The 24,627-nt window shown below is 68.8% G+C and carries 20 protein-coding genes and 1 pseudogene; 13 read left to right on the forward strand and 8 right to left on the reverse strand.

What is annotated here, in order from left to right:
- Positions 1-231: 231 nt before the first annotated feature.
- Together AB0J09_RS15880 and AB0J09_RS15885 are read left to right on the forward strand one after the other, a co-directional pair.
- A complete protein-coding gene (locus AB0J09_RS15880) occupies positions 232-735 on the forward strand; it encodes a hypothetical protein (protein WP_360690464.1) in 504 nt (167 codons plus the stop codon).
- Between the two features lie 7 nt (positions 736-742).
- Complete coding sequence (locus AB0J09_RS15885; RefSeq protein WP_360690466.1) at positions 743-1,387, forward strand: GDSL-type esterase/lipase family protein; 645 nt, start codon at positions 743-745, stop codon at positions 1,385-1,387.
- Between the two features lie 98 nt (positions 1,388-1,485).
- On the opposite strand, the gene AB0J09_RS15890 is transcribed toward AB0J09_RS15885, so the two are convergent.
- Together AB0J09_RS15890 and AB0J09_RS15895 are read right to left on the reverse strand one after the other, a co-directional pair.
- Positions 1,486-3,036 carry a beta-N-acetylhexosaminidase gene (locus AB0J09_RS15890; protein ID WP_360690468.1) on the reverse strand — a complete coding sequence of 517 codons (1,551 nt, stop codon included), beginning with the start codon at positions 3,034-3,036 and terminating at the stop codon, positions 1,486-1,488.
- Positions 3,023-4,600, reverse strand: a complete 1,578-nt coding sequence (locus AB0J09_RS15895; RefSeq protein ID WP_360690470.1) for an alkaline phosphatase D family protein — start codon at positions 4,598-4,600, stop codon at positions 3,023-3,025. Before AB0J09_RS15895 ends, AB0J09_RS15890 begins: the two co-directional genes overlap by 14 nt.
- A 192-nt stretch (positions 4,601-4,792) precedes the next feature.
- Between AB0J09_RS15895 and AB0J09_RS15900 the strand changes: the two genes are divergently transcribed.
- The 5 genes from AB0J09_RS15900 (at position 4,793) to AB0J09_RS15920 (ending at position 10,580) form a co-directional block, all read left to right on the forward strand.
- Positions 4,793-5,818: a LacI family DNA-binding transcriptional regulator gene (locus tag AB0J09_RS15900; protein ID WP_360690472.1), complete on the forward strand. Its 1,026-nt coding sequence runs from the start codon at positions 4,793-4,795 to the stop codon at positions 5,816-5,818.
- 46 nt (positions 5,819-5,864) lie between these two features.
- Positions 5,865-7,175, forward strand: coding sequence for an ABC transporter substrate-binding protein (locus tag AB0J09_RS15905; RefSeq protein WP_360690474.1), 1,311 nt, complete (start codon positions 5,865-5,867; stop codon positions 7,173-7,175).
- Positions 7,176-7,248: 73 nt separating this feature from the next.
- The gene (locus AB0J09_RS15910) at positions 7,249-8,088 is read left to right on the forward strand and encodes a sugar ABC transporter permease (RefSeq protein ID WP_360690476.1); all 840 of its coding nucleotides are present in this window, start codon (positions 7,249-7,251) and stop codon (positions 8,086-8,088) included.
- The gene (locus AB0J09_RS15915) at positions 8,085-8,942 is read left to right on the forward strand and encodes a carbohydrate ABC transporter permease (protein ID WP_360690478.1); all 858 of its coding nucleotides are present in this window, start codon (positions 8,085-8,087) and stop codon (positions 8,940-8,942) included. Before AB0J09_RS15910 ends, AB0J09_RS15915 begins: the two co-directional genes overlap by 4 nt.
- 39 nt (positions 8,943-8,981) lie before the next feature.
- Positions 8,982-10,580 carry an FAD-dependent oxidoreductase gene (locus AB0J09_RS15920; protein ID WP_360690480.1) on the forward strand — a complete coding sequence of 533 codons (1,599 nt, stop codon included), beginning with the start codon at positions 8,982-8,984 and terminating at the stop codon, positions 10,578-10,580.
- A 170-nt stretch (positions 10,581-10,750) separates the two neighbouring features.
- Here AB0J09_RS15920 and AB0J09_RS15925 read toward each other — a convergent pair whose 3' ends face one another.
- The 3 genes from AB0J09_RS15925 to AB0J09_RS15935 all read right to left on the reverse strand — a co-directional run bounded on the left by AB0J09_RS15925 (position 10,751) and on the right by AB0J09_RS15935 (position 14,412).
- A complete protein-coding gene (locus tag AB0J09_RS15925) occupies positions 10,751-12,025 on the reverse strand; it encodes a serine hydrolase domain-containing protein (RefSeq protein WP_360690482.1) in 1,275 nt (424 codons plus the stop codon).
- A 168-nt stretch (positions 12,026-12,193) separates the two neighbouring features.
- The gene (locus tag AB0J09_RS15930) at positions 12,194-13,750 is read right to left on the reverse strand and encodes a serine hydrolase domain-containing protein (protein WP_360690484.1); all 1,557 of its coding nucleotides are present in this window, start codon (positions 13,748-13,750) and stop codon (positions 12,194-12,196) included.
- A 281-nt stretch (positions 13,751-14,031) separates the two neighbouring features.
- Positions 14,032-14,412 (reverse strand): VOC family protein, encoded by a 381-nt coding sequence (locus AB0J09_RS15935; RefSeq protein WP_360690486.1) that lies wholly within the window; start codon positions 14,410-14,412, stop codon positions 14,032-14,034.
- 414 nt (positions 14,413-14,826) lie between these two features.
- Between AB0J09_RS15935 and AB0J09_RS15940 the strand changes: the two are divergent.
- Positions 14,827-15,048, forward strand: a pseudogene (locus AB0J09_RS15940) (helix-turn-helix domain-containing protein); the annotation flags it as partial.
- Between the two features lie 99 nt (positions 15,049-15,147).
- Here AB0J09_RS15940 and AB0J09_RS15945 read toward each other — a convergent pair.
- The gene (locus AB0J09_RS15945; protein WP_360690488.1) at positions 15,148-16,032 is read right to left on the reverse strand and encodes a LysR family transcriptional regulator; all 885 of its coding nucleotides are present in this window, start codon (positions 16,030-16,032) and stop codon (positions 15,148-15,150) included.
- A gap of 673 nt (positions 16,033-16,705) precedes the next feature.
- Between AB0J09_RS15945 and AB0J09_RS15950 the strand changes: the two genes are divergently transcribed.
- The 3 genes from AB0J09_RS15950 to AB0J09_RS15960 all read left to right on the forward strand — a co-directional run bounded on the left by AB0J09_RS15950 (position 16,706) and on the right by AB0J09_RS15960 (position 19,113).
- The gene (locus tag AB0J09_RS15950) at positions 16,706-17,287 is read left to right on the forward strand and encodes a helix-turn-helix domain-containing protein (RefSeq protein ID WP_360690491.1); all 582 of its coding nucleotides are present in this window, start codon (positions 16,706-16,708) and stop codon (positions 17,285-17,287) included.
- A 26-nt stretch (positions 17,288-17,313) separates the two neighbouring features.
- The gene (locus AB0J09_RS15955) at positions 17,314-18,594 is read left to right on the forward strand and encodes an MFS transporter (protein WP_360690494.1); all 1,281 of its coding nucleotides are present in this window, start codon (positions 17,314-17,316) and stop codon (positions 18,592-18,594) included.
- Between the two features lie 192 nt (positions 18,595-18,786).
- A complete protein-coding gene (locus tag AB0J09_RS15960; RefSeq protein WP_360690497.1) occupies positions 18,787-19,113 on the forward strand; it encodes a hypothetical protein in 327 nt (108 codons plus the stop codon).
- A 597-nt stretch (positions 19,114-19,710) separates the two neighbouring features.
- Here AB0J09_RS15960 and AB0J09_RS15965 read toward each other — a convergent pair.
- Positions 19,711-20,451 carry a hypothetical protein gene (locus AB0J09_RS15965; RefSeq protein ID WP_360690500.1) on the reverse strand — a complete coding sequence of 247 codons (741 nt, stop codon included), beginning with the start codon at positions 20,449-20,451 and terminating at the stop codon, positions 19,711-19,713.
- A 222-nt stretch (positions 20,452-20,673) separates the two neighbouring features.
- Entirely contained in the window at positions 20,674-21,999 is a 1,326-nt protein-coding gene (locus AB0J09_RS15970; RefSeq protein ID WP_360690503.1) for a helix-turn-helix domain-containing protein, read from the reverse strand.
- 114 nt (positions 22,000-22,113) lie between these two features.
- Here AB0J09_RS15970 and AB0J09_RS15975 point away from each other — a divergent pair, with 114 nt between their 5' ends.
- Together AB0J09_RS15975 and AB0J09_RS15980 are read left to right on the forward strand one after the other, a co-directional pair.
- Positions 22,114-22,554, forward strand: a complete 441-nt coding sequence (locus AB0J09_RS15975) for a nuclear transport factor 2 family protein (RefSeq protein WP_360690505.1) — start codon at positions 22,114-22,116, stop codon at positions 22,552-22,554.
- 477 nt (positions 22,555-23,031) lie between these two features.
- Positions 23,032-24,567 carry an alkaline phosphatase D family protein gene (locus AB0J09_RS15980; RefSeq protein WP_360690508.1) on the forward strand — a complete coding sequence of 512 codons (1,536 nt, stop codon included), beginning with the start codon at positions 23,032-23,034 and terminating at the stop codon, positions 24,565-24,567.
- Positions 24,568-24,627 lie beyond the last annotated feature (60 nt).

The raw sequence follows: 24,627 nt of genomic DNA on the forward strand, positions 1-24,627 counted from the left end.
CCAGCCGCGCCCATAGTCCGAACGGCGGGTCTCCGACCAGCAGGCCTAACCCAACCCCAACGACGAAAGGGACATCAGCTCGCGGAACGCACTCTAAACCAAGCAGCCCCGCTGCGTCCCACCTCGAACCCGATCACAGACCCGGGGCGAATCATCGACCTGAACATACGCCGACGAGACCGGCTCGGCGGCGTCCTCCACGAGTACTCACATGCCGCTTGACCAGCATGGATGAAATTTTCGGCAGGCGCAGTGCTGCCGGGCCTCGAGTGGTGGTCGGTGGCGGGGAAGGAGCACGGTTCGGCCGAGGCCGGTGATGATCTTGCGGATTGCCTGCCGATCCGGGTGTTCGACTGGTGCCGTCCGCTGGATCGCGTGGAGCCGTTCGTCGCGGCTCTGGGGGCCGAGCCTGCCGCTGTCCGGTGGGATCTGGGTGCGTGGCTCGCGGTTCCTGAGGCGGCCCTGGAGGGCGTCTCGGAGAAATACGCCTTTCTCACGCGCTCGGTTAATTCGCGGGATCTCTACCAGCAGGCGTTGTCTCGGGATCACACCGTGCACGTGCACGTCAGGGACGGGGAGCAGGTGGCGCGGATTCAGTGGCTCGCCGACCAGGGTGGTGGCCGGTTCACTGGGAGGCTGGAGCTGGCGCTCCCTTGGCCGGCGTTCCTTTGGGCTGGGAAAGAACCTCGCCGCCGATATTCGCATATAACCATACATGGGTATAAATCGGTATGATCTTCGCATGACTTTTTGGACGGAAATGTTGTCCCGGGAAACCCCCATCACCTGGCTCTTCACCGGCGACAGCGTCACCGCGGGCGTGCGGCACCTACACGGTCACCGCGACTACACCCAGCTCTTCGCCGAGCGCATCCGCTGGGAGCTGCGGCGGGACAGGGACGTCATCGTCAACACCGCCGTCGGCGGCTCCACGATCGACGACGTCGCCGGCGACCTCGAGCACCGGGTGCTGCGGTTCCGCCCTGACGTGGTGGTCGTGGGCGTCGGTTTCAACGACACGCGCAACGAGGCGGCGGGGGTCGAGCCGTTCCGGGCGCGCTACCAGGAGGTCGTCGACCGTTGCGGGGAGCCGGTGTTCGTCGCGCAGACGCCCAACGGGAGCATGCCCACCGCGTCCGCGCACGTCCTGCCGCACCTGCCCGCCTACACCACCGTGATCAGGGAGATCGCCGCGGAGCGCGGGCTGACGCTGGTGGACCACGCCGCCGTCTGGCGGGAGGCCGCGGAGCGCGGGATCATGGAAGCCTGGATCTCCCAGGGCTGCCACCCCAACCTGTACGGCCATCGCGCGATGGCCCACACGCTGCTGCGCTCGCTCGACCTGTTCGCCGACGACAGCGTCGTCTGCCGCCTGGCCGTCCCCTGACAGCCGAAGGGGTCGGGGCGCCTCGACGTCCACGGCATGAAGCTTGGGCGCCCCGACGTTCACCGCGCGAGGCCGGCGCGCCACCGGCCCCGGCGGCGTCATCCGGCGGCAGGCCGCCGCGCTCCCGCGCCCGCCGCGCGAGGCCGGCGCTGCCACGGCAGCGGGCCTTCGAGCGGCCGGTGGTTGACGCCGAGCGCGTCGAGCCTGGCCCCGTGGCCGCGGAGCCGCCGCAGCAGGTCGCCCGCGTCGCGCCGTTCCGGCGCCGTCCAGCCCGCCTCGGCCAGCGCGCTGAGCCGCGGGAACGCCATGTACTCCACGGCCTGCGGCGTCGGCAGGTGCTCCGTCCACAGCTGGCCCTGCACCCCGTGCACCTTGCCGGGCAGCGCGCCCGCCGGTACGGGCTCCCAGGCGGCGACGTCCTCGACCGTGGTCAGCCCGCCGTGGGCCGGCGGCTCGGCGGGGTCGTCCGACTGGTAGTGGTCGAAGTAGGCGACCGTTTTCGGGCACATCACGACGTCGTGCCCGGCCCGCGTCGCCTCGACGGCGATGCCGGCGTCCTGCCAGACCATGACGAGGGTGTCGGCCGGCATGCCGCCGTCGGCGATGACCTCGTCCCAGCCCACGACCTTACGGCCGCGGCCGGTCACGTAGGAGTGCAGCTCGCGCATGAACCAGCTCTGGATCTCGTCGGCGGAGCCGAGCCCGAGCGCGGCGGCGGCGCCGCTCTCGCGCCACTCCGTACGCGGGCACTCGTCGCCGCCCAGGTGCACCCACGGCCCAGGGAAGACGTCGAGCAGCACGTCGATCACCTCGCGGGTGAACGCGAGCGCCTCCTTGCCGGGGGCGAGGACGTGCTCGGAGATGCCCCATTCGCGCATGACCTCGATCGGCCGACCGGTGTTGCCGAGCTCTGGGTAGGCGGCCAGGGCCGCCTGCATGTGGCCGGGCAGGTCCACCTCCGGCACCACCGTGATGTGCCGCCGGGCCGCGTACGCCACGATCTCCCGCAGGTCGTCGAGCGTGTAGTAGCCGCCGTGCGGCGTCCCGTCGGAGAGGGTCTCCGGCCGCCAGGCGGCGACCTCGGTGAGCCGGGGGCGTCCCGGCACCTCGAACCGCCAGCCCTGGTCGTCGGTCAGGTGCAGGTGGACGACGTTCAGCCGGTGCAGCGCCGCGAGGTCGATCAGCTTGAGCACGAACGACTTGGGCATGAAGTGCCGGGCCACGTCCAGGTGCACGCCGCGCCAGGAGAAGCGCGGCTCGTCCTCGACGCGGCAGCCCTCGATCCGGATCGGGGCGGCAGGGCCCGCGCTGCGCAGCGTGGCGCCGGGCAGGAGCTGCCGGAACGTCTGCACCGCCCGCGCCAGCCCGTCAGCGGTGCCGCCCACCAGCTCCGCCCCGTCGCCGGTAACGGTGATCGTGTAGCCCTCCAGAGGTCCGGAGCCGTCCACGCGGAGGGTGATCGACGACGGCTGCGACGCCGACCCGACCGGAGCGCGCAGGTCGGCGCCCGCCAGCGTGTCGTGCAGCAGCCACGCGGACTCGCGGGCCTCGCCGTCCGCGCCGATCGTGGTGCCGGGGCCGAGCTCGTACGCCCCGGGCAGCCGCTCGGCCCGCAGCGGCAGCGGGATCAGCAGGTCAAACGGTGTCAATGTGGGCCCCCGGATTTCCGTTCTCGACCACGAACGTGGCTCTGGTGCTGACTGGAGCGCCGGGCTGGTTGACGTACGGCACCACCCGGAAGTCGTTGCTCAGCTGGTCCGGGGTTACGGTGACCCGGCTGTAGCCGCGCTGGAAGTTGCAGAACCGCATGTGCGGGTTGGCCACCAGGTAGCCGTCGCCGACGGGCAGGGTGTCGGCCCCGTTGCCGCCGGTGGTGATGGAGGTGCCGACGAACTCGGTGCCGACGACGCGCGCGCCGGGGTCGGTGTAGCTGGTCTTGAGGTCCATCACGTAGTTGCTGTGCCGGTCGCCGGTGATGACGACCAGGTTGTCGGCGGGGGCGGTGGAGAGCACGGCGTCGCGCTCGACCACGTACCCGTCCCAAGGGTCGCCCCAGACCTCGGTCACGGCGGGGTCGGGGTTGCGGTCGGTCTGGGCCATCGGAACTTGGTTGCCGATGATCTGCCAGCGGGAGGACGAGGTGGCGAGACCGTTCAACAGCCATTCGCGCTGCGGCGCGCCGAGCATGGTCGCGTTCGGGTCGAAGCGCCCGTCGCACGTCGTGGAGGAGCCCTCGCACGGCTGGTCGGAGCGGTATTGGCGGGTGTCGAGCATGGTGAACTCGGCGAGGGAGCCGTAGGAGATCCTGCGGTGGATGCGGATGTCGGGCCCGGCCGGCATCTGGGTGTGCCGCAGCGGCAGATTCTCGTACATGGCCTGATACGCCTCCGCGCGGCGGCGCAGGAAGACGGCGGGGTCCTGGTCGGGCTCGGTGTCCGGCTTCGAGCGGTCGCCGGCGTAGCCGTCCTCGACCTCGTGGTCGTCGAAGGTGTTCACCCAGGCGAACGCGGCGTGGGCGCGCTGGAGGTTCGGGTCGGTCTTGTACAGGGAGTACTGGAGCCGGTAGCGGGTCAGGTCGGCGCACTCGGTGGCGAAGTGCGAGGGCAGCCGGATGCCGCGAGCGGTCGTGATGCCGAACTCGTAGATGTAGTCGCCCAGGTGCACGACGAGGTCGAGGTCCTCGTCGGCCAGATGGCCGTAGGCGGTGTAGTGGCCCGCGGCCCAGTTCGCGCAGGAGGCGTAGGCGAAGCGCAGGGCGTCCGGCATGCTGCCGGGGGCGGGGGCGGTCCTGGTCCGTCCGGCGGCCGAGATCTCGTTGCCGACCCGGAAGCGGTACCAGTAGTGGCGGTGCGGCCGGAGGCCGTGCACCTCGGGGTGGACCGAGTGGCCGAGCTCAGGGGTGGCGAAGGCGACGCTGGCCTTGACGACGTCGGCGAAGTTCTCGTCCTCGGCCACCTGGTACTGCACCGGGACGGTCGCGTCCGGCATCCCGCCCTTGCCGTCGGCGGCCAGCGGGTCGACCGCCAGCCGGGTCCATAACACCACGCTGTCGTGAGCCGGGTCGCCCGAGGCGACGCCCAGGGTGAACGGGTGGCCGGAGAGCTTGGGGGTGTCCGCCGAGGCGGTGTCCCACCAGCCGGTGCCCAGCATGACGGCGGCCGCTCCGCCCGCCGAGAAGCCCAGGAACCGGCGGCGGTTCAGGCCTGTGCTCAAGGTGATCTCCTTCTCTCGTACCGGACAAATGTCGAGAGAGGCGATCCCTCATGTCAAGGCATCTAATACAAATTAGATCCGCTTCTAAGATGGTGATCTTGATTAGTGCAAGGGGGGATACCCGGAGTCCTTGACAGTGCAGGAAGTCACCCCTAGCATCCCACCTAATTCGGATTAGAAGGTGAATCCACGATGTCTCCACCCCCCCGGCAGCGTGACATCGCCAAGCTTGCTGGAGTGTCGCAGACCACGGTGTCGCTCGTGCTCAACGGCAGGACCGCCGAGCACGGGATCAACAAGGAGACCGAGCAGAAGGTCCTCGCGGCCATCAGAGAACTCGGCTACGTCCCCAACGTCACCGCGCGGGCTCTGCGCAAACAGCGCAACGGGCTGATCGGCGTGCACACGTACGAGCGGCTCTTCCCCACGAGCAAGGAGTCCTACTACGACGAGTTCATGATCGGCATTGAGCGGCAGGCCGTCCGCTCCGGGCAGGACCTGGTCCTGTTCACCTCGATGCACCAGGAGGGCAGCGCCGACCCGAGCATCTTCCGCGAGGGGCAGAACCGGCTCCGCATCGCCGACGGCGCGGTCATCCTGGGCTTCGACCAGCACGACGACGAGCTGGCGCGGCTGGCGGCCGAGGGCTTCCCGTTCGTCTTCATCGGCCGGCGCGAGAAGGCCGCCACGCTGATGCCGTACGTCACCGCCGACTACCGCACCGCCGTCACCGACGTGGTGATGAGCGTCCACGAGCACGGCCATCGCCGCGCCGCCTACCTGGGCCTGAGCAGCAGGGCCGAGCCGCGGATCGAGCGCCACGACGCGTTCGTCGCCGCCTGCGCCGCCACCGGCACGGCCATCGTCGAGGAGATCTCCGCCGACCAAGGCGCGCTCGACCGCGCCTGGCTGGACCGGGTGCTCGCCTCGGGCGCGACCGTGCTCGTGGTCGAGAGCACCACGCACCTGGAAGAGCTCGCGGTGATCTGCGCCGCCGCGGGCGTGCCCATCCCGGAGCGGCTCTCCGTCGTCGGCCTCGACACGGTCGGCGGCTCCACGGCGCATCCCTGGACCCACATCACCGTCCCGCTGCGCGCCATCGGGGCCCGCGCCGTCGAGATCCTGCTCGACGTGCTGGACGGCAGACGCGAGCTCACCCACCACGAGCGGCTGGCCTGCGGCTTCGAGCCGGGCGCCACGCTGGCCCGCCCTCTTTGACCTCCACCCCTATTCATCTGTCCGCGATACCCCGAGGGACCTCACGATGAGACCAGCCCAGAAATCGATGTCGGCTGCCCTGGTCGGCTGCCTGACCGCCATGGCCCTCTCCGCCTGCGGCGGCGAACCTCCATCCGAGACCAAGGCCGGCGGCGGCCCGCTCACCGTGTGGTTCCCGGGCAACGCCGAGGCGGAGATGAAGCTGGTCAACGAGACCATCGTGCCGGCGTTCGAGAAGGCCACCGGCACGGACGTGGAGATCACCTACGTTGACTGGGCGGACATGTCGCCCAAGCTCAACGCCGCCTTCGCGGCGGGCACCGCGCCCGACGTGATCGGCCACGGCGTCGCCGCCGCCGCCGACCTGGCGGCCAACGATCGCATCGAGGACCTGACCCCGTACGTCGCCAAGCTGTCGGCGACCGACCGCGAGGACCTCAAGTCGGCGCTGGACGGCGGCCTGGTCGGCGGGAAGCAGTACATCGCGCCACTGATCATGACGCTGCGGATGATCGTCTACAGCGGTGCGGACTTCAAGGAGGCCGGGCTCGACCCCGACGCTCCGCCCAAGACGTGGGCGGAGGTCAAGGCCGCGGCCGACAAGCTCACCAAGCGCGAGGGCGGGAAGATCACCCGCGCCGGGCTGGTCATGCCGACCAACCCGATCTCCATCCAGCAGTCGTACGCCACGCTACTGTGGTCGTTCGGCGGCGACTTCCTCACCCCCGACGGCAAGAAGTCGGCCCTCACCTCGCCGGAGGCCACCGCCGCACTGGAGTACATGACCGGCCTCTACCAGGGCGACAAGGCCGTGGACAACACACTCGGCGCCGAATGGGGCGGCTCACCCCACGCGCAGCAGCCCATCGCGACCGGTGACGCGTCCATGCAGCTCAGCAGCTCGGGCGACATCAAGAAGTACCAGGACGCCGCTCCCGACCGGGACCTGCGCCTGATGGCGCCGCCCTCGGTCGAGGGCCACGAGGCGAAGTCGTTCGGCGGCGCCGCCAACGGCCTGATGATCAACAAGGACAGTGACCAGAAGGACCAGGCCTGGGCCTTCATCACGAACATGCTCCAGTCCGAGACCAGCACCACCTACGCCGAGGCCCTCGGGGTCCTGCCTGCCCGCGCCTCGGCCGTCGGCTCCGGCTACATCTCCAAGACCCCGGAGCTGAAGAAGGCCGTCGAGTCCCTGCCCGCGGGCAAGGGCAACCCGAACGTCCCCGGCTGGGTGCAGATGCGTGACGCGATGGGCCAGGCCCTGGAGCGCGCGCTGCACGGCAAGACGCCCCCGGCCGAGGCCCTGAAGCAGGCAGCCGCGGAAATGGACAAGATCATTGCTTCGAGCTCCTGACCGGCCCGCCATCGCGAAAGCGGCTGTGAGGGCTCCGCGGCCTTGGCTGCGGAGCCGCCCGGCCCTGTTCGGTGTGCTGTTCGTGCTGCCCGCCGCCCTATATGTGGTGATCTTCCAGCTGGGGCCGGTCCTGTACGGCCTCGTCCTCAGCTTCAGCAAGTACAGCCCGCTCAAGAGGTCAGGCCCCGAGTTCATCGGCCTGGACAACTACCGCACGTTGCTGGCCGACCCCGAGTTCGGGAGCGCCCTGCTCGTCACCGGCAGGTACGTGCTGCAGGTACTGCCGTTCACCGTCGTCATCGCGCTCGGCCTGGCCATGCTCTGCAACCGTCCCTTCCGCGGCGTCGGCTTCTTCCGTACCGCGATGTACGTCCCGCACATCGTCTCGCTCACCGCGGTCAGCATGATCTGGCTGTGGATCTACTCCGACAACGGGGTCGTCAACGAGCTGTTCGGCATGTTCGGCCTGCCCGAGCAGCGCTGGCTGGTCAGTGAGGACGCCGCGCTCAACGCGGCCTCGGCGATGCGCGTGTGGAAGGCGCTGGGCAGCAACATGGTGCTGCTGCTCGCGGGGCTGCAGACCGTGCCGCGCGACCTCTACGAGGCGGCCCGCGTCGACGGCGCGAACGCCTGGCAGCAGTTCCGGGCGGTCACCCTGCCCGGCCTGCGGCCCATGCTCACGTACGTGCTGGCGATGGACATCATCTACCTGGCCCAGGGCTTTCCCGAGATCTTCGTCCTGACCCAGGGCGGCCCGTACGGCAGCACGACCACGGTCAACTACCTGATCTACACCGAGGCGTTCCAGTACAACCAGATGGGCAGCGCGTCGGCCATGGCCTTCGTCCTGTTCGCCTTCATCGCGGGGTTGTCGATCATCTCGATCAGGTTCAGCCAGGGAAGGAAGGCATGAACTCGTCGCGGACGTGGCCCCGCGTCCTCCTGCTGACGCTGGTCACCGGCATCGTGCTACTGCCGTTCCTGTGGATGCTCAGGCTGGCGTTCACGCCGGAGGGCGAGGCCATCGACGGCATCGGGTTCGTGCCCGACGACCCGACGCTGGCCAACTTCGGGACCGCGGTCCAGGCCGCCGACCTCGGCCAGGCGTTCGCCAACTCGACCATCGTCACCGTCGTGGCCGTGGCCGTGAACTGCGTCGTGCCGGTCATCGCCGGATACGCCTTCGCCCACCTGCCGTTCCCCGGTAGCAAGGTCGTCTTCTACGTCCTGATCTCCACCGTGGCGATCCCTGTGTCGGTGACCCTCATCCCGCTCTTCCTCATGGCCAAGAACTTCCCGCTGGCCGGTGGCAACGACATCCTGGGCCAGGGCGGAAGCGGCCTGCTCGACTCGGTGGGCGGATTGCTCCTGCCGTATCTCGTCGGCACGATGAACATCTTCCTGTCCCGGCAGTACTTCGCCGGGCTTGATCGGGGGTTCGGCGAGGCCGCCCGCATCGACGGAGCCGGCGAGCTACGCATCTTCTTCAACGTGTACCTCCCGCTGGCCCGGCCGCTGCTGGCCCTGGTAGCCGTCTTCTCCTTCACCGGCGTCTGGGACGACTTCCTCTGGCCGCTGGTGACCTCCATGTCGGCCAGGAGCAAGACCGTACAACTGGCGATCACGACCTTCGCCTCCACCGGCGACGTCAAATACGGCGCGCTGATGGCCGCCACCATCCTCGTCACCCTGCCCGTCATGGTGGTGTTCCTGCTGAACCAGCGGAGCTTCATCGCGGGCCTGTCCGAGGGCGGCATCAAGGGCTGAACGCCCGTTCTCTCCACCATCACCACGATTCGGGGCTCCGTGAACCACACTGCAGACATCCTGGTCATCGGCGGCGGTCTCGGCGGTGTCGCCGCAGCCAGGGCCGCGCTCACCCTCGGCAGGACCGTGATCCTGACCGAGACGAGCGACTGGCTCGGCGGGCAGCTCACCAGCCAGGGCGTGCCACCGGACGAACATCCGTGGATCGAGGGCGACCTCGTCTCGGCCGGCTACCGCGACCTGCGCGAGCGCGTCCGCGACCACTACCGCCGCCACTACCCCCTCACCCTGCAGGCCCGCGCCGACGCGCGGCTCAACCCCGGCCGCGGCTTCGTCTCGGCGCTCTGCCACGAGCCCCGGGTCGCCGCGTCCGTGCTGGAGGACATGCTGGCGCCGTGGGTGGAGAACGGCCAGCTGCACGTGCTGCGCGAGCACGACCCCGTGGCCGCCGCCCGCGACGGCGACCGGGTGACCTCGGTCACCGTACGGGACCGCCGCACGGGCGAGCTGCGCGAGCTGGCAGGCAGGCTCGTGCTCGACGCGACCGAACTCGGAGACCTGCTGGAGCTGGCCGGTCTGCCGCACGTGATCGGCGCCGAGTCGCAGGCCGACACCGGCGAGCTGCACGCGCCCCTAGAAGCCGACCCGATGGACCAGCAGGCCATCACCTGGTGCGCGGCCGTCGAGTACCGGCACGGCGAGTCGCACGTGATCGACGAGCCGGAGGGCTACCGCTACTGGCGCGACACCGTCGACAAGCGGTGGCCGGGCTCCCAGCTGTCCTGGATCGACGTGCACCCGATCACGCTGGCCGATCGTGACCGTCCCCTCTTCCTCCGCAACCCGCTGGAGGCCGCCCGCCACGACGACCGCAGCCTGTGGCACTACCGCAGGATCCTGGCGAGCGCCCAGCTCGACGAGACCTACACCGGGGGTGACATCACGCTGGTCAACTGGCCGCAGACCGACTACTGGGAGCTGCCGCTGCTCGGCGTGGACGCGCCCACCCGGGAGAGGGCGTTGCGGGGGGCCCGCGACCTGACCCTGTCCTTCATCCACTGGATGCAGACCGAGGCCCCGCGCGCCGGGGGCGGGCGCGGCTATCCGGAGCTGCTGCTGCGCGGTGACGTGCTCGGCACCTCTGACGGGCTGGCGAAGGAGCCGTACATCCGGGAGTCCCGGCGCATCGAGCCGCTCTTCCGGGTCACGGAGGCGCACATCGGCCGCGACATGCGCGGCCCCGGCGCCGGCTCCGAGGTCTTCCCTGACAGTGTGGGCATCGGCTACTACCGGATCGACCTGCACCCGTCGGCCAACGGCCGTACCTACGTCGACATCCCCTCCTACCCGTTCCAGATCCCGCTCGGCGCGCTCATCCCCGCCACCGTCTCCAACCTCCTGCCCGCGAACAAGAACCTCGGCACCACCCACATCGCCAACGGCGCCTACCGGCTGCACCCCGTGGAGTGGTCGATCGGCGAGGCCTCGGGGGCACTCGCCGCGTACTGCGCGGACTCCGGTCTCACGCCGGCCCAGGTGCGCCGGGACGATCTCGCCCGCTTCCAGGACCTTCTGGCGAACGCCCTCGGCGTGCCGCTCGCCTGGCCTGACGAGATCCGCCGTAACTCGCCCAACTGACGGCGGCGGCCTCGTCATGGCGGGCCGCCACGACGAGGCCGGGCAGGACGCCGCGGCCGTTCCTGCCACGACTCGGTGAACCCATGCCTGGCCTGCCCGCGATCGCCGACGATGGTGAAGCAGCGCCGCAGCAGCATCCGCCACGTACGGGCCGCGATGCTCGGCCCTGTCTACCGAGCCTGCTTGGCCTCCTCAGCCGCCCCGGCCGACCCGCCGCAGAACACCTCCTTGACGAGACTGTCCACCAGCGTCTGGAAGTCCTTGGCCGGGCCCCTTGTGGCCTCGTCCACCCAGGTCACCGAGGCGGTCAAGGTCTTGGTGCCGTCGGGCGAGCTGTACATCAGCGCCCCGTAGCCGTGCGGAGGGCTGCCGTTATGCTGGTAGACGGTGCCGCAGTTCGGGCCCAGGTCCTGCACGAACAGCCCGAAGCCGTAGTTGTACTTCCCGTACGGCTTGCGCATCTCGGCCAGCAGGTTGTTCGGCAGGAGCTTGCCGCCCATCAGCGCGGAGATGAACGTGTGCAGGTCTCGGGTGGTCGAGATCAGGTCGCCTGCGCCGGCCAGCAGGGAGAGGTTCTGGCGACTGATGTCGACCACCTTCTGCTGGCCGGCGTCCTGGTAGCGGTAGTAGCCGTGGGCGTGCGGCCCGGGAAGCTCGGTCCGATCGCCCGGCACCACGGTGTCCCGCAGCCCGAGCGGCCGCAGGATCCGCCGCTGCAGCTCCTCGGAGTACGAGCGGCCGGTGACCTTCTCGATCAGCAGCAAGGCCAGCGTGTAGTTGGTGTTGGCGTAGCTCTGGTCCGTCCCAGGCTCAAACCGCGCCGGCTTGGACAACGCGAACCGGACCAGCTCCTCCGGCGTGTAGGAGCGGAACCGGTTGACCAGCCACTCGTCGCCGGTGGCGGGGAGCCCCGGCACGGACGTCCCGTCGTCGTAGGTCTCCCCGCCTGCGTAGTTGAACAGCCCGCTGGTGTGCTGCAGCAGCATCCGCACCGTGATCCGCCGGTCCAGCCCAAGCTTCGGCAGGTAGCCGGCCACCGGGGCGTCCAGCCCGATCTTGCCCGCGGCCACCAGTTGCAGCACCAGGGTCGCGGTGAAGGTCTTGGTGACACTGCCCGCCCAGAACCGCCCATTCGTCGGCGGCTTGGCGGTCTGGCCTAGCTTGCGCACACCAGCGCTGCCGACCCACTCGCCCCGCTGATCGTGCACGCGCAGTTGCGCCCCAAGGAAACCGGCATCGACAAACGCCTGCATGGCATTCTGCAGCTCCGGCCGGTCCTGCCCGGCAGCGGCCTTCGGCACGGCCACGCCGCTGTCCGCAGCGGCTGTTCCGGCGGTGGCCGTCCCGGCCAGCAGGGCGGCCGCCAGCGCCGTAACCGCCACGCGCCGAAAGACCATGCCACGCGGCCGGGTCACCGTGACCGCTGGTGGGGATTGCTTGTTCATGTTCCTCGTCTCTGATGTCGCGCTCGGGCGAACAGCTCGCCGAGCATTGCGGGTCAAACGGAATGTGTGGGATCGGGATGGGAGGCCCGGGTGGTAGGTAGGCGGCTGCGTTGCCTATCAGCTCGCCTACCGGCACGTCCCAGGCCCGCCAACGGTGCTCGTCGGCATCTATCCGGCGGGCTCGGCCGCGTCGGCCGGCCCGGTCTGCCCGCCGCCGAACACCTCCTGGACGAGCCTCTGCGTCCCCTCCTGGAACGCCGCTGCCATGGAGAGTGTGGCGTCATCGACGTAGTTGAGCGCGGCGGTGAGGGTCTTGCCGCCGTCGGGGGTGCTGTACATCAGCCCCGCGTGGCCCGTGATGCCGCCGTTATGCGTGATGACGGTGCCGCCGCCCGGCACATCCTGCACGAACACCCCCAGGCCATAGCCCGCCTTCGATTCCGGCGTGCACATCTCGGCCAGCAGCTCGGCAGGCAGCAGCCTGCCACCGACCAGCGCGGAGATGAACGTGGCCAGGTCGGCGGTGGTCGAGATCATGTCACCGCCGGTGGAGATCCAGGACGGGTTCTGGCGGGTGACGTCGACCACTCGCTCCTGGCCGTCCTCCTCATACCGGTAGTAGGCGTGGGCATGCGGCTCGGGCACGTCTGTCGAGGTATCCGGCACCACCGTCCCCGACAGCCCGAGCGGCCCCAGGATCAGCCGCCGCATCTCCTCGCCCAGCGAGCGGCCGGTGACCTTCTCGACCAGCAGCCGGGCCAGCACATAGTTGGTGTTGGCGTAGCTCCAGTCGGTGCCCGGCTCGAACCTCGCCGGCTTGGACAACGCCAGCCGCACCAGCTCCTCCGGCCGGTAGGTGCGGAACCGGCCCTCCACCCACTCCCGGCCCTGAAAGACGATCCCCGGCACGTACTCGGGGTAGTAGTCGCCGGTGAAGTTGAACACCCCGCTGGTGTGCTGCAACAGCATCCGCACCGTGATCCGCCGGTCCAGCCCGAACTCAGGCAGATAATCGGCCACCACATCGTCCAGCTCGAACCGACCCGCGGCCACCAGCTGCAGCACCACGGTCGCGGTGAAGGTCTTGGTGTTGCTGCCAATCCGGAAGTGCCCGTCCGTCGGCGGCTCTTCGGTCCCGCCGAGCTCGCCCACCCCGGCGCTGCCGACCCACTCGCCCCGATCGTCGTGCACGCGCAGCGTCACCCCGACGAAACCGGAATCGACCATCTCCTGGATGAGCTTCTGCAACTCCGGGCGCTCCTGCCCGGCAGCGGCTGACGGCACGGCCACACCGGTGTCCAGGGCGGCTGCCCCTGGCGTGGCCGGAGCGGCGTCGAGAGCCTCGGTGATCTTGCGGGCCATCTCCGCCATGGTGGGGCTGGGCTCGCCCTTCTGGGGCTGGTTGGCCGCTTCGACGGCGACGATGACGGTGCGGCGGAAGTTGTCGGCTTCTTCGGGAGCCTGTTTCTTGAGCAGGCTCATGGCTGCCGTCAGGGCCGGCAGTACTTGGTCGGCCAGTGCGGCGGTGGACTTGCTGTTCAGGCCCTTGGGCGCCTTGGTGAGCACGTGCCCGACCAGGCCGGTCGCGGAGGTCAGGGCGATGGAGCCTTCGGTGGCGGCCTTGTGGGGAGAGCCGGCGGCACCAGCGGCGGTCATCAGCGAGACGGCGCCCCACGCGGCGGTGCGCAAGGTGAACTTGTCTTGTTCGGTAAGGGTGACGGACATGACTGCATGCTCCTTTGAACCAATGAGAAAATTCACTTCGACGGACCGAGGTGGAATGCGGTCCTGCAGGTGCCCGGGTGTCTGGATTGCCCAGGTCGGTCGCCCGAGGAAGTCGCATCCGGCGTTGCGGCCGCAACGCTGAGCCGCTCATGGCGTCCACCATCTCCGACCGCTCTGATACCGAGCCGTCGCCGTACTGACGCGGCCGCTGACACGACACGCATGCCTCGGCAGTGATGCCGGTGACGGTGAACGACACGACCTGGTCGGTCAGTCGGAAATCAGCCCGTGATCGGGGAAATCCACTCGACGAGCTGGATCGCCACGCCGTTGGGGTCAGTGAGTTGCATCAGCAGCTCACCCCACGGCTCCCGCCGGAGCGGGATGGTGATGGTGGCGCCCTCACCGCGCAGCCGCTCGTACTCGGCGGCCAGGCCGGTGACGGTGAACACCACGATCACCTCTGCCAGTCCCTGTCCCGGTTGCCACCGCTCCGGGTCGCGCCCCACCAGCACCAGGTCGACGGCGGCGTCGTCACGGCCCAGCGCGATGAACTCCTCACCGGCCAGGATTTCGCGGAAGCCGAGATGACTGGTGAAGAACCGGCTGGAAGCGGCCGGGTCGGCGACGGTCAGGGATACAGCGGAAGAGACGATGTTCACGCCACAGCACCAGAAAAAGACATATCCCGATTTACCTCCCGACGGGCGTGTTCTTTGGATGGATCAAGCATCACGCCGGGCAGTGCTGCAGATCAACGGCGACTATCGCAACGGTCGTTAACCCACGGTTGACGGTCTCAGCCGGGCAGCGCTCCCAGCTCACGCACCACGCGGGCGAGAGCGAGGGCGCGGATCATGTCGTTGTCCGCCTCGCTGCGCCACACCAGCCCGTATGGCACGCCGTCGCCTCGATCTTGTTGTCAAGCTGCCAAGCAGGGACGAGAGCCTCCCGCTTGGCGCGTAGGAACTCTTCGAGCTGTCCACTGCGACCTTGACCGGCAGCACCATGGCGGCCATAGACCATCCGCAGTGGAGATCTACTTGTCGGAGAGTGAGCGCGCTCGGCTGATCGGCATGTCAGCGGAGTCGTCGAGGGTGGCGGTCCGGGCGAAGATCGTGCTGGCGTGTGTGGGGCCGGGGATCAGCACCGCACAGGTGGCGCGAGATCTGGGCCTTGCCGAGAGCACGGTGCGCAAGTGGCGTGCGGCTTTCGCGCGGGGCGGGCAGGAGGCATTGGCCGACAACGCGCGCACGGGCCGGCCCAAAGCGGAGTTGACGGTGTCGGAGGCCGAGCGGGCGGTGCTGCAGCGATGGGCCGTTCGTCTGGACCAAGACCGCCGAGGAAATCCTCGAATCCCTCGCGAGATATTGCCGACGAATTTCAGGCGGATGACACTAGAACGTCCGTTCGCCGACCTCGCGAGCAGCCTGGGCGAAGGCACGAATGAGGTTGTTCTCCGATGCGGTACTCCAGATGAGCGCCCAACGCAGAGGTGGCGCATCGCGAATGGGCACATAGGCCAGGTCGGGTCGCGCGTAGTAGCGGGTGGAGTGACCGTAGACGGGTGAGACAGCCTCGCCGGCGGCCAGGATGGGGAGCATCTCCTCTCCGGTGGAGACGATCGGGCCGATCCGGATGGGACGTCCAGTTGGAGTCCGGGCGGGGACGAGAGCTTCGCGCCAATAGCCGGGCTTGGCACCGCCCATGACGATCTCGTCCCCCAGATCCTCGTAACACACCCAGGGCCGCCCGGCCAGTCGATGGTCGGCCGACGCGGCCAGCACGGGGAGTTCGGTGGCGACGATCGGCCCCACGGTGAGGTCGCGCTCCTCGACCGGGAGCCAGGCGAGCAGAACGTCGATCTCCCCGGCGCGCAGGGGGCCGAAGGGATCGCTGAAGCCGACATAGCGGAGCTGGATCTCGCAGGTCGGTTGCCGGACCGTGAACAAGTCGAACTGGGGACGGAGCTCGGTGGTGTTGGTGCTGAGCATGCCCAGCCGCAGCACGTCGGTCTTGTTCTGCGCGGCCGACCTGGCCCGTCCCAGGCTTTCGTGGATCCTCTGGTAGATCGGGCGCAGGTCATCGCGGAGCCGCTGGCCGGCGGGCGTGAGCATGACGGCGCGGCTGTTGCGCGCGAACAACTCCGTTCCGATACTGCGTTCCTGCTTCTTGATCGCCTTGCTGACCGCCGCCACGGAGACGTGGAGCCGCTCTGCCGTGCGGCCGAAGTGCAGTTCCTCGGCAAGGGTCAGAAAGATCTCAATATCGCGCAGCTCCACACGACACCTCTCCGTCGATCCCGCCATCGAGACCGTTCATTCGGTGCGCAGTATGACATGTCGGGTCATTGGAGTGGTCACCGCGAGTATGACGCGGCGGCGCCATCGACCCCGTCACCAGACGCGGTCGGCTGTGCTACCCGCGCGCCGAGTACCTGTTCAAGACCGCCACGGCCAAGCTCGATCCGCACCGGCAAGGATGGACGCTGCACCAGCTCCGCCATTCGGCCTTGCAGCATCTCGCACAGGCCGGGCGCAGCGCACCCGAGCTGCAGGTCGGCCTCGTACCGCGTGAGCTCCTGGGCGAAACCTCAGCACCGTCGGCGCAGGCGACCAGGAACGGCGCTCCATCGCCTCCACCCTCAACGACGAACCCACCATGACGCTCGCCGAACTCCCGCCGTCTCGCCTTGCGCAGCACCGTCCGGACGACTTCAGCGCCTCGATCGCCCACTGTCCACAACGGCCGGCCGCCCGCGCCGCCATCGAGCTCCGGCTTGTCGTCGAGCATGATTCACGCTGTAACCGAATCGACACCGCCGCTACAGAGCCGTACATCATTGCAGGTCAGGCAAATCCGACCAGAATTTCCCCAGGACTACAGCGAAGTCTGCCAACACTTCTTCGCAAATGAGTGTTTGCGAAGAAGTGTTGGCAGACTAGGCTTCGAGACATGACCAAACCCCACGAGAGCGTGGTCGCCCTCGACGCCAAAGGCCTGCGGGCACTGGCCCACCCGGTACGGGTGCAACTCGTGGACCTGCTGCGCAGACACGGCCCCTCCACCGCCACCCGCCTGGCCGAGCGCCTGGGAGTGAATTCAGGCACAGCCAGCTACCACCTGCGCAGGCTCGGCACCGCCGGATTCGTGGAGGAGGACACCGAGCGCGGCAACGCCCGCGAGCGCTGGTGGCGCTCGATCCACCACATCACCCGTCTCAGCGACGACGAACTGGCGGAGCGGGAGCCCGAGGCGGTGCTGGCCTACATGCAATCCATCGCCGCCCTGTACAACCTGCGCACCCAGCGAACGCTGAACGAGCTGCAGACCATGCCAGGACAGTGGCGGCGCGTGCTCGACCTCAGCTCCATCACGCTGCGCCTCACCCCGGAGGAGGGGCAGCGGCTACGCGAGGAACTGGAAGAGGTCATCTCCCGCTACCGCCGCGACATGCCCGGCGAGGCGGCGCCCGAGGGCGCCGAGCGGGTCTCGCTGATCACGCAGCTCCTGCCCGAACTGCCGGAGGGCGCGTGATGGGATCGCGCGGGTCCTTACGCCCGATGGCCGGCCTGCTCGCGGCCATGACGGTGTCGCTGACCGGCACGCGGGTGTCGGCCATCGCGCTGCCCTGGTTCGTACTGACGACGACCGGGAGCGCGGCGCAGACGGGGGCGGTGGCCTTCGCGGAGATGGCCCCGTACGTGCTGGTCAAGGCACTGACCGGACCGCTGGTCGATCGGGTAGGGCCGCGCCGGATCTCGTGGGTCGGCGACGTGGTGAGCGCCGCCGCGGCCGGGGCGGTTGTCCTTCTGCACGCGCTGGATCTGCTGCCGCTGGGCGCGCTGATCGCCCTGGTCGCGGTGGTCGGCGCGGCCCGCGGTCCAGGAGACCTGGCCAAGGAGATCATGGTTCCCGAGGCGGCCGAGCGCGGGCGGGTGCCGCTGGAGCGCGCCACCGGGCTGATGGGCGTGACCGAGCGGCTGGCCCAGACGGTGGGGCCCGCGGCGGGGGGCGCGGTGGTGGCGCTACTCGGGCCGCTGGCCAGCCTGGGCATCAGCGTCACCTGCTTCGCGCTCGGCTCCGTGATCGTGGCAAGGGCGCTACCGCGCGGCATGGGGCACCGCGCGCCGGCGCAGGAGGTGAAGGAGGGGTACTGGCGGCGGTTCGGCCAGGGCTTCGCGTTCCTGCGCGGCGAACCGCTGCTACTCTCCGTGGTCGTCATGGTCGGCGTCACCAACCTGCTCGACGCGGCATTCAGCCAGGTGCTCGTGTTCGTATGGGCCAAGGAGACCGACCACGGCGCCGCCGTGGTCGGTTTGAACAGCAGCGTGATGGGGTTGACGGCCGTCGGCGGCAGCCTGGTCGCGGCCGCCATGGCGCACCGAATGCGGCGCAGGCCGGTGTTCTTCGTGGCGTTCCTGCTCGCCGGACCGTCGCGGTTCCTCATCCTGGCGGTGGACGCGCCGGTATGGGCCACGGTAGCGGTGTTCGCGGTCGGCGGGTTCGCCGGCGGATTCCTGAACCCGATCCTTGGGGCGATCTCCTACGAGCGGGTGCCGCGGCGCCTGCTGGGCCGGGTCAACGCGTTGTCGGACTCCCTCGCCTGGGCCGGCATCCCGATCGGCGGACTGGTGGGCGGGGTAGCGGTGGCGGCCGCGGGGCTGGCACCGGTGCTGCTCGCAGGCGGGGCGGCATACGCGCTCACCACAAGCCTGACGGGCCTGCGGCCCGAATGGCGGGAAATGGACCGGCTGCACGGCCAGGGCCCACACGCCCTACCAGCGCCAAGGAAAGGTGCTGACACGACGGACGCAGGCAACGCTGATCAACGCTCAACTTGATCAGGCATGGCGCGTTCGCGTGTACCTGGTGACCGCAGTTACCGTTACTACGCCCTGTCCAGCGTCTTCTTTGGCTGGCGTGGCACGGTGTCGCCCTTCAGGGCCCTCCGCTCGGGTTCGTGCGATGAGCCCCATAGTAACTCTGCGTAACGACAGCACGGGGACGCCGCTGGCACCCGGGCGCTGATCGACGTGTTGCTCCTGCACCGGCGGATGGAGCATCGACACGTGGTGGCCGGGCTCGCGGCCGCCCTCGAGGCGGGCGCGCTGACCGCCGACGCCGTCGCGCTAGAGGCCCGCAAGATCGCCCAAGCAGACGACAGCCCCGAGGCGGGCCCGCCGCCGCCCCGGCCGGAACGGCTGGCCTGGCTAGACGAACCGGCGGTGGTGTCGTTGACCACCCGCCGGCTGGCCCAGCTGCCGCCTGACACCCGGCCGCTGCCGTCGGTGGCCGTCTATGACCAGCTGCTGCGCCGCCACACTAGTGGACGGCCCGGACCCGAGGGAGAGCTGCCATGACCGCCTTTCACCGCCGCGGACTGACCGAGGAAGCGGCCGAAGCCTCCACCTATCAGGCCTGCCAGCGGTTGAGGCTGCCGACCATCCGCAGCCAGTTCGTCGAGCTGGCCGCCGCTGCCCCGCGCGACCAGATGAGCTACCTCGGCTTCCTGGCCGAGCTGCTGATGCGGCTTCAACCGCCAGTCCATCGCCGACCTGCTGGCCGGGCGGTCCTGGCCGGACGTGGCCACCATCGCCCTGCTGGAGACCGCGCTCGGTGCCCGGCTGTGGCCGGGCACCACCTCGGCGCCCTGATGACGGCGCCGAACCTTGCGCAGGACGCCGTGATGACATCGACGGCATGGTCGAGCCTTCCCTCCGCCGCCCCGAGAACCCGGACATCCGGGCAGAAGCGAGTGTCATTTGGCTCGACAGCCTCCAAGCGATCGCCTATCGCGTTACGCTCGGAAAGCGGGTCTCGGGAGACGTGGTGGCGGAGGTCGGCACCGGTTCTTATGCTTCCTGCCGTGGGCGGATGGAGAGCACGCCAGGGGTACGGAGCCGGATCCGCCGAGGCTCATGACGAACCGGAGGCTCGCCTGATGGACCGGAAACTCGTCAGCCCCACAGCCATTCGGTCACGAGATCGGCGAAGGCACCCTCCTCCCCTGCAGCCCGTAGGGGGCGGGTCTCCTTGTGGAACCGCAGGGTCACGCCGACGACGGGTATAGGCGGCTGGTCGGGAATGACCATCAACGTCCCGGCGGGCAGGTCGAAATGCCGCAAGCCCCCGGTGCCAGCCAAGTCGTTCTCTTCTTGCCAGGCCAGCAGAGCACTCAGCCCCGCGAATGAGGCGATCGGGATGTGCTGGGCGTCGTAGAAGACCGCGTACCGAATGTCATGGTGTACGTCTTCCCACTGCCGCTCGCTGAGCGTGGGAGCGTTCGGCGGCTGCGTGATCTTTTGGTGGGACAGGAGGGCGTAGTCGTAGCCCCAGGAGTCCTCGCCCGTTGGATGAACGCTCAGTATCCGCAGGTTACGCAGGTAGGCGACCTTTACGGCGTCTTCGGTCGGTGTGCGGCGCGAGCATACGAACGCTGCGGGCCGCCCTTGCGAAGCCGTTGCCCCCACCTGCACGGCGAGGTCCGCCAGGCGCGCGATGTCGTCGACAGCGACTGTCGCATTCAGCGACCCCGCGTCGATGAGCGCCACCGCCGCTCCGTCGTCGTCGGCGGCGCGGGCCACCAGCGTGGACCCGCCCGCCAGTAGCTGAAACTGCCAGATGTCGTCCTCGTCGGCCATCGCTCGAGCAACGCCATCGAGAAACCGCCGGTACCCGGCGGGCTCATCTCGCATCATGGTCGGTGATCATACGCCCGCGAGCGCAGCGAACCGCTGCCAGGCGAACATGCACGAGCGGCGCCTGGGAAACGATCAATATCATGCCGGGAAGCGATCTTCAAACCTCCCTCTGCATCCCAGGTCAGACCCACTCGTGAACAGCCCTTCACGCGATGAGGCTGGTCGGTACGACGGGCTGGACCTGCGCTGGGTCCGCTGATGTACGCGAAGGAAGAGAGATCAGATGTGCTGGGTCGAGATGTGCGTCAGTGGGCGTGACGGCTGCCGGTAGCCGGCAGCCGTGATGCCTTGACGGTAGGCACGCAGGGCGGCCATGGTGTCACCGCGTTCTTCGTGCAGGTTGCCCAGCCGGTTCCAGAGGGTGACGACGGAGTGCCCTGGAGTCGCGCGGTCCAGCGCGCGTTCCCCGTCGGTCAAAGCGGCGACCGCCTGCGCCGAGTCGTTCGCCGCAAGGTGAACCATGCCGAGAGCGATCCAGGCCTCGGCCTCGGCCACCGGTGCCGCGTCGGCGGTGAGTCGGGAGCGGGCGGCCAGCGCCCAGCGCAGCGCCTCGTCGAGGTCGCCGAGTTGCACCGCGGCGCGGGCCAGGTAGGTCTCGCACTCGCTGATTTCCGCCGGGCTGGCCAGTTGCGTGAGCCGGTCGTGCGCGTCCAGGAGGAACTCACGGGCTTGACCTGGGTCGGCGGGTTCGCCGTCCAAGTGCAGTTCGCCGTAGAAGGTGCGCAGCACGGCCAGGTTGCGCTGATGGTCGGTTTCGCCGAACAACGCCAGAGCGCGGTCGGCGAAGGCCTTGGCGTCGGCGCTGCGGCCTTGGTAGTGGGCGGTGACGGCGGCATTCCAATAGGCCGAGCCTCTGGCCAGCGGACTACCCGTGCCGTCGGAGATGTCGATGAGGCGTCGCAGCAGTCTGGAGGCACGCACCAGGTCGCCCCGGTGGATGTAGACACCGGCCAGGGTGACGCCCAGCCGCACCGCGCTGTCGCTCCATTGCACGCCCAGATCCTCGAATGTGGCCATCGCTCGTTCCCCGAGGTCGGCGGCATAGCCGTAGTCGCCGAGATCCCGGCTGCAGCGCAGAATGTCGGTGGCCCGTTCGGCCCACAGCGCGGTGCCCGGCTCGGTGGCCTTCCACAGCGCTTCGTAGGTGGAGAAGGCCTGCTCGGTGCGGCCCAGCAATTCCAGCGCGCAGGCCCGGCCGAGTTCGGCCCGCGCGTGGTATGGGGGCGGGCCGGATCGCGAGACCTCCTCGAACTCGTGCAGAGCGTCCTCGGCAGTGGCGTGCTGGAGCGCCAGTTCGGCGAAGGCGAGCCGGCGTTCGGTCTCTTGCCACAGGTCCGGCTGCCGTCCGGTGGCGAGGTGATCGAACGTGGTGCCGAGTTGTTCGGCCAGATGCCGCAGCACCTCGGGTGACGGACGACGCCGGCCCGACTCGATCAAGGACAGGTAACCGGCCGACAACAGGCCGGGCTTGACCAGTTCCGCTTGCAACAGTCCCTGCTCCTGGCGCAGCTCCCGGATGCGCGTGCCGACCGCCTCGTTCGTCATGCAAGGCAGCCTACCAGGTGTAATTCGTCGATTTACTTTAGATAACTTCATGCATTACTGTTGCGCTGCCTCCCATCCAGGAGGCTGCCTCACCTAACGAAAGGCGCTTGGGCCGTGACGATTCAAGACAGCAAGATCGAAGCCATCGGCAGGTTCTTCACCGCGTACGCCGCCCACGACCTGGCCGGCATCCGCGAGGTGCTGGCCGATGACATCGAGTGGACGATCCCTGGACACCACCCCCTGTCGGGCGTCAAGCGCGGGGCGGAGGAGGTCGTGGCGTTCTTCACCGAACTGGGCAGGTCCGGCTTCCAGGCCGACCCGTTGTTCCTGGAGGCCAACGAGGAGTACGTCGTGGACATCCACCGCGGCTGGACGACCGAGGGCATCGGCAAGGTCGACACCCTGTGGGCACTGGTGTGGCACTTCAACGCCGGCGGCAAGGTCGACCGGGTGGTCAATCTCTCCGCCGACCAGCACCAGATGGACGCCTTCATCTGGGACAACTACTCCCTGGCCCCGCTTCCCGCCCGCCTAGTCGCTAAGTCGGAGTAAGAGGTCCTAACAGAAAGATCAGCGGACTAGGCGTCGCCAGCAGAACTGTTCGCCGACGCCGAGTTCGCCGCTGCGTACGGCAAGCGGAGACGGCCCGGTCTTTCGCCGGGGATGCTGGCGCCGATCACGGTGTTGCAGAAGGTGGAGAACCTGACCGAGCGGGCTGCGGCCGAACCTGTTCGGGCCGCGTGACTGCCGTCGGCGGTCAGCGGATGTCAGGGTGCCCGCTCCGCATCACAGCGCCACCGGGCGAGTGCCGCCCCGGCCAGAACCTTTCCCGGTTGGGCCTCCACCATTCCAGAGTGAAGACCAACACGCCGCTACCGTACGAATGCGGCGAGTTGATTCTGACATGGCTCGATAGTGACCTTGACGCTAATTTGTATTAGATCATTGATCTTCTTTCGGCGAAGTTGCAGAGTGCTCTTCAGCGTCGATGAGAGGAGCACCTTGTCCGAACGCGCACGAGGCCGAGGGTTGAATCGGCGCCGGTTCCTCGGCTACGGGGCCGCCGGTACCGCCGCGGTCCTGCTCGGTACAGGATTATGGGACACCCAGGCATACGGCGAGGCGGCGTCGGCCGGTTACCCGTTCACCCTCGGGGTCGCATCCGGTGACCCGGCGCCGGACAGCGTGGTGCTGTGGACCCGGCTGGCGGTGGACCCGCTGGCCCCGGACGGGCTCGGCGGAATGCCGACGAGGAATCCGCCGGTCACCTACCAAGTTGCCACGGACAAGCAGTTCCATAACGTGGTCAAGTCGGGCCGGGTGCTCGCCTTGCCCGAGCTCGGTTTCTCGGTCCATCCCGAGGTGTACGGGCTGGAGCCCGGCCGCGACTACTGGTACCGCTTCATGTTCGGCGACCACGTCTCACCGGTCGGCCGTACCCGCACCGCCCCAGCGCCGGGGACCATGCCGGCTTCGCTGTCGGTGGGCGTCGCCTCGTGCGCGAGCTACCACGGCGGGCACTACACGGCGTACCAGCACCTCGCCGAGGAGAACTTCGACGTGGTGCTGTTCCTCGGCGACTACATCTACGAGGAGACCTACGGCTTCACCACCGACCATTGGGGCACCCCGCTGCCCAGCCACATGTTGCACGAGCGGGTGACGCTGACCGACTACCGGCTGCAGTACGCGCTCTACAAGCTGGACCCACACCTTCAGGCCGCGCACGCCTCGGCCCCCTGGATCAGCATCTTCGACGATCACGAGGTCGAGGACAGCTGGCACATGAACGTCTCCCCCGACACGCCCGACCCGACGACCTTCCGCCGGCGTAAGGCGGCCGCGTTCCAGGCCATGTACGAGAACCTGCCGCTGCGGCACACCCAGATGCCGTCCGGCCCGAGCATCCGCATGCACCGCAAGATCGACTACGGCGCGCTGGCGGAGTTCACCATGCTGGATTCACGGCAGTACATGTCGGACCGGGTGAACCGGCTGGACCCGAAGGCGACGATGCTGGGCGGCGAGCAGGCGGACTGGCTGATCAACGGGTTCTCCACGTCGCAGGCCCGCTGGAAGATCATCGGCAATCAGCTGCCGATGGCCGAGGTCGACAAGGACCCGAACCCCGCCGTCAAGACGTTCTTCGGTGCATGGGACGCGTACGTGGTGGAGCGAGAGCGGATCCTGACCGAGGCGTACAACCGCGACGTCGACAACCTGGTCGTGGTGACCGGTGATCGCCACAGCAACTACATGATGGACCTCAAGACCGACTACGACGATCCCGACTCCCCGGTGGTGGGCGCGGAGATCGTCGGCACGTCGATCAGCAGCGGCCGGGACGGTGCGGGCATGCTCCCCGCCGGTCAGAACTACCTGCAGGCCAACCCGCACATGAAGTTCTGCAACTTCCAGCGCGGGTACTGCCGCCTGACCATCACCCCTGAGACCCTCACCAACGACTTCCGGGTGGTGCCCTACATCTCCCAGCCGGACGCGCCGATCAGCACCCGGGCGAGCTTCGTCGTCGAGAACGGCCTGCCGGGATCCAGCCCGGCCTGACGCGATGAGCCTCCGCGTTCGCTGGGAACGTCTGAGCCGATCCGCACTGAGACCTCCTCC

Origin of the sequence: Nonomuraea sp. NPDC049784 (assembly GCF_040659615.1) — a bacterium.
GTDB lineage: Bacteria > Actinomycetota > Actinomycetes > Streptosporangiales > Streptosporangiaceae > Nonomuraea.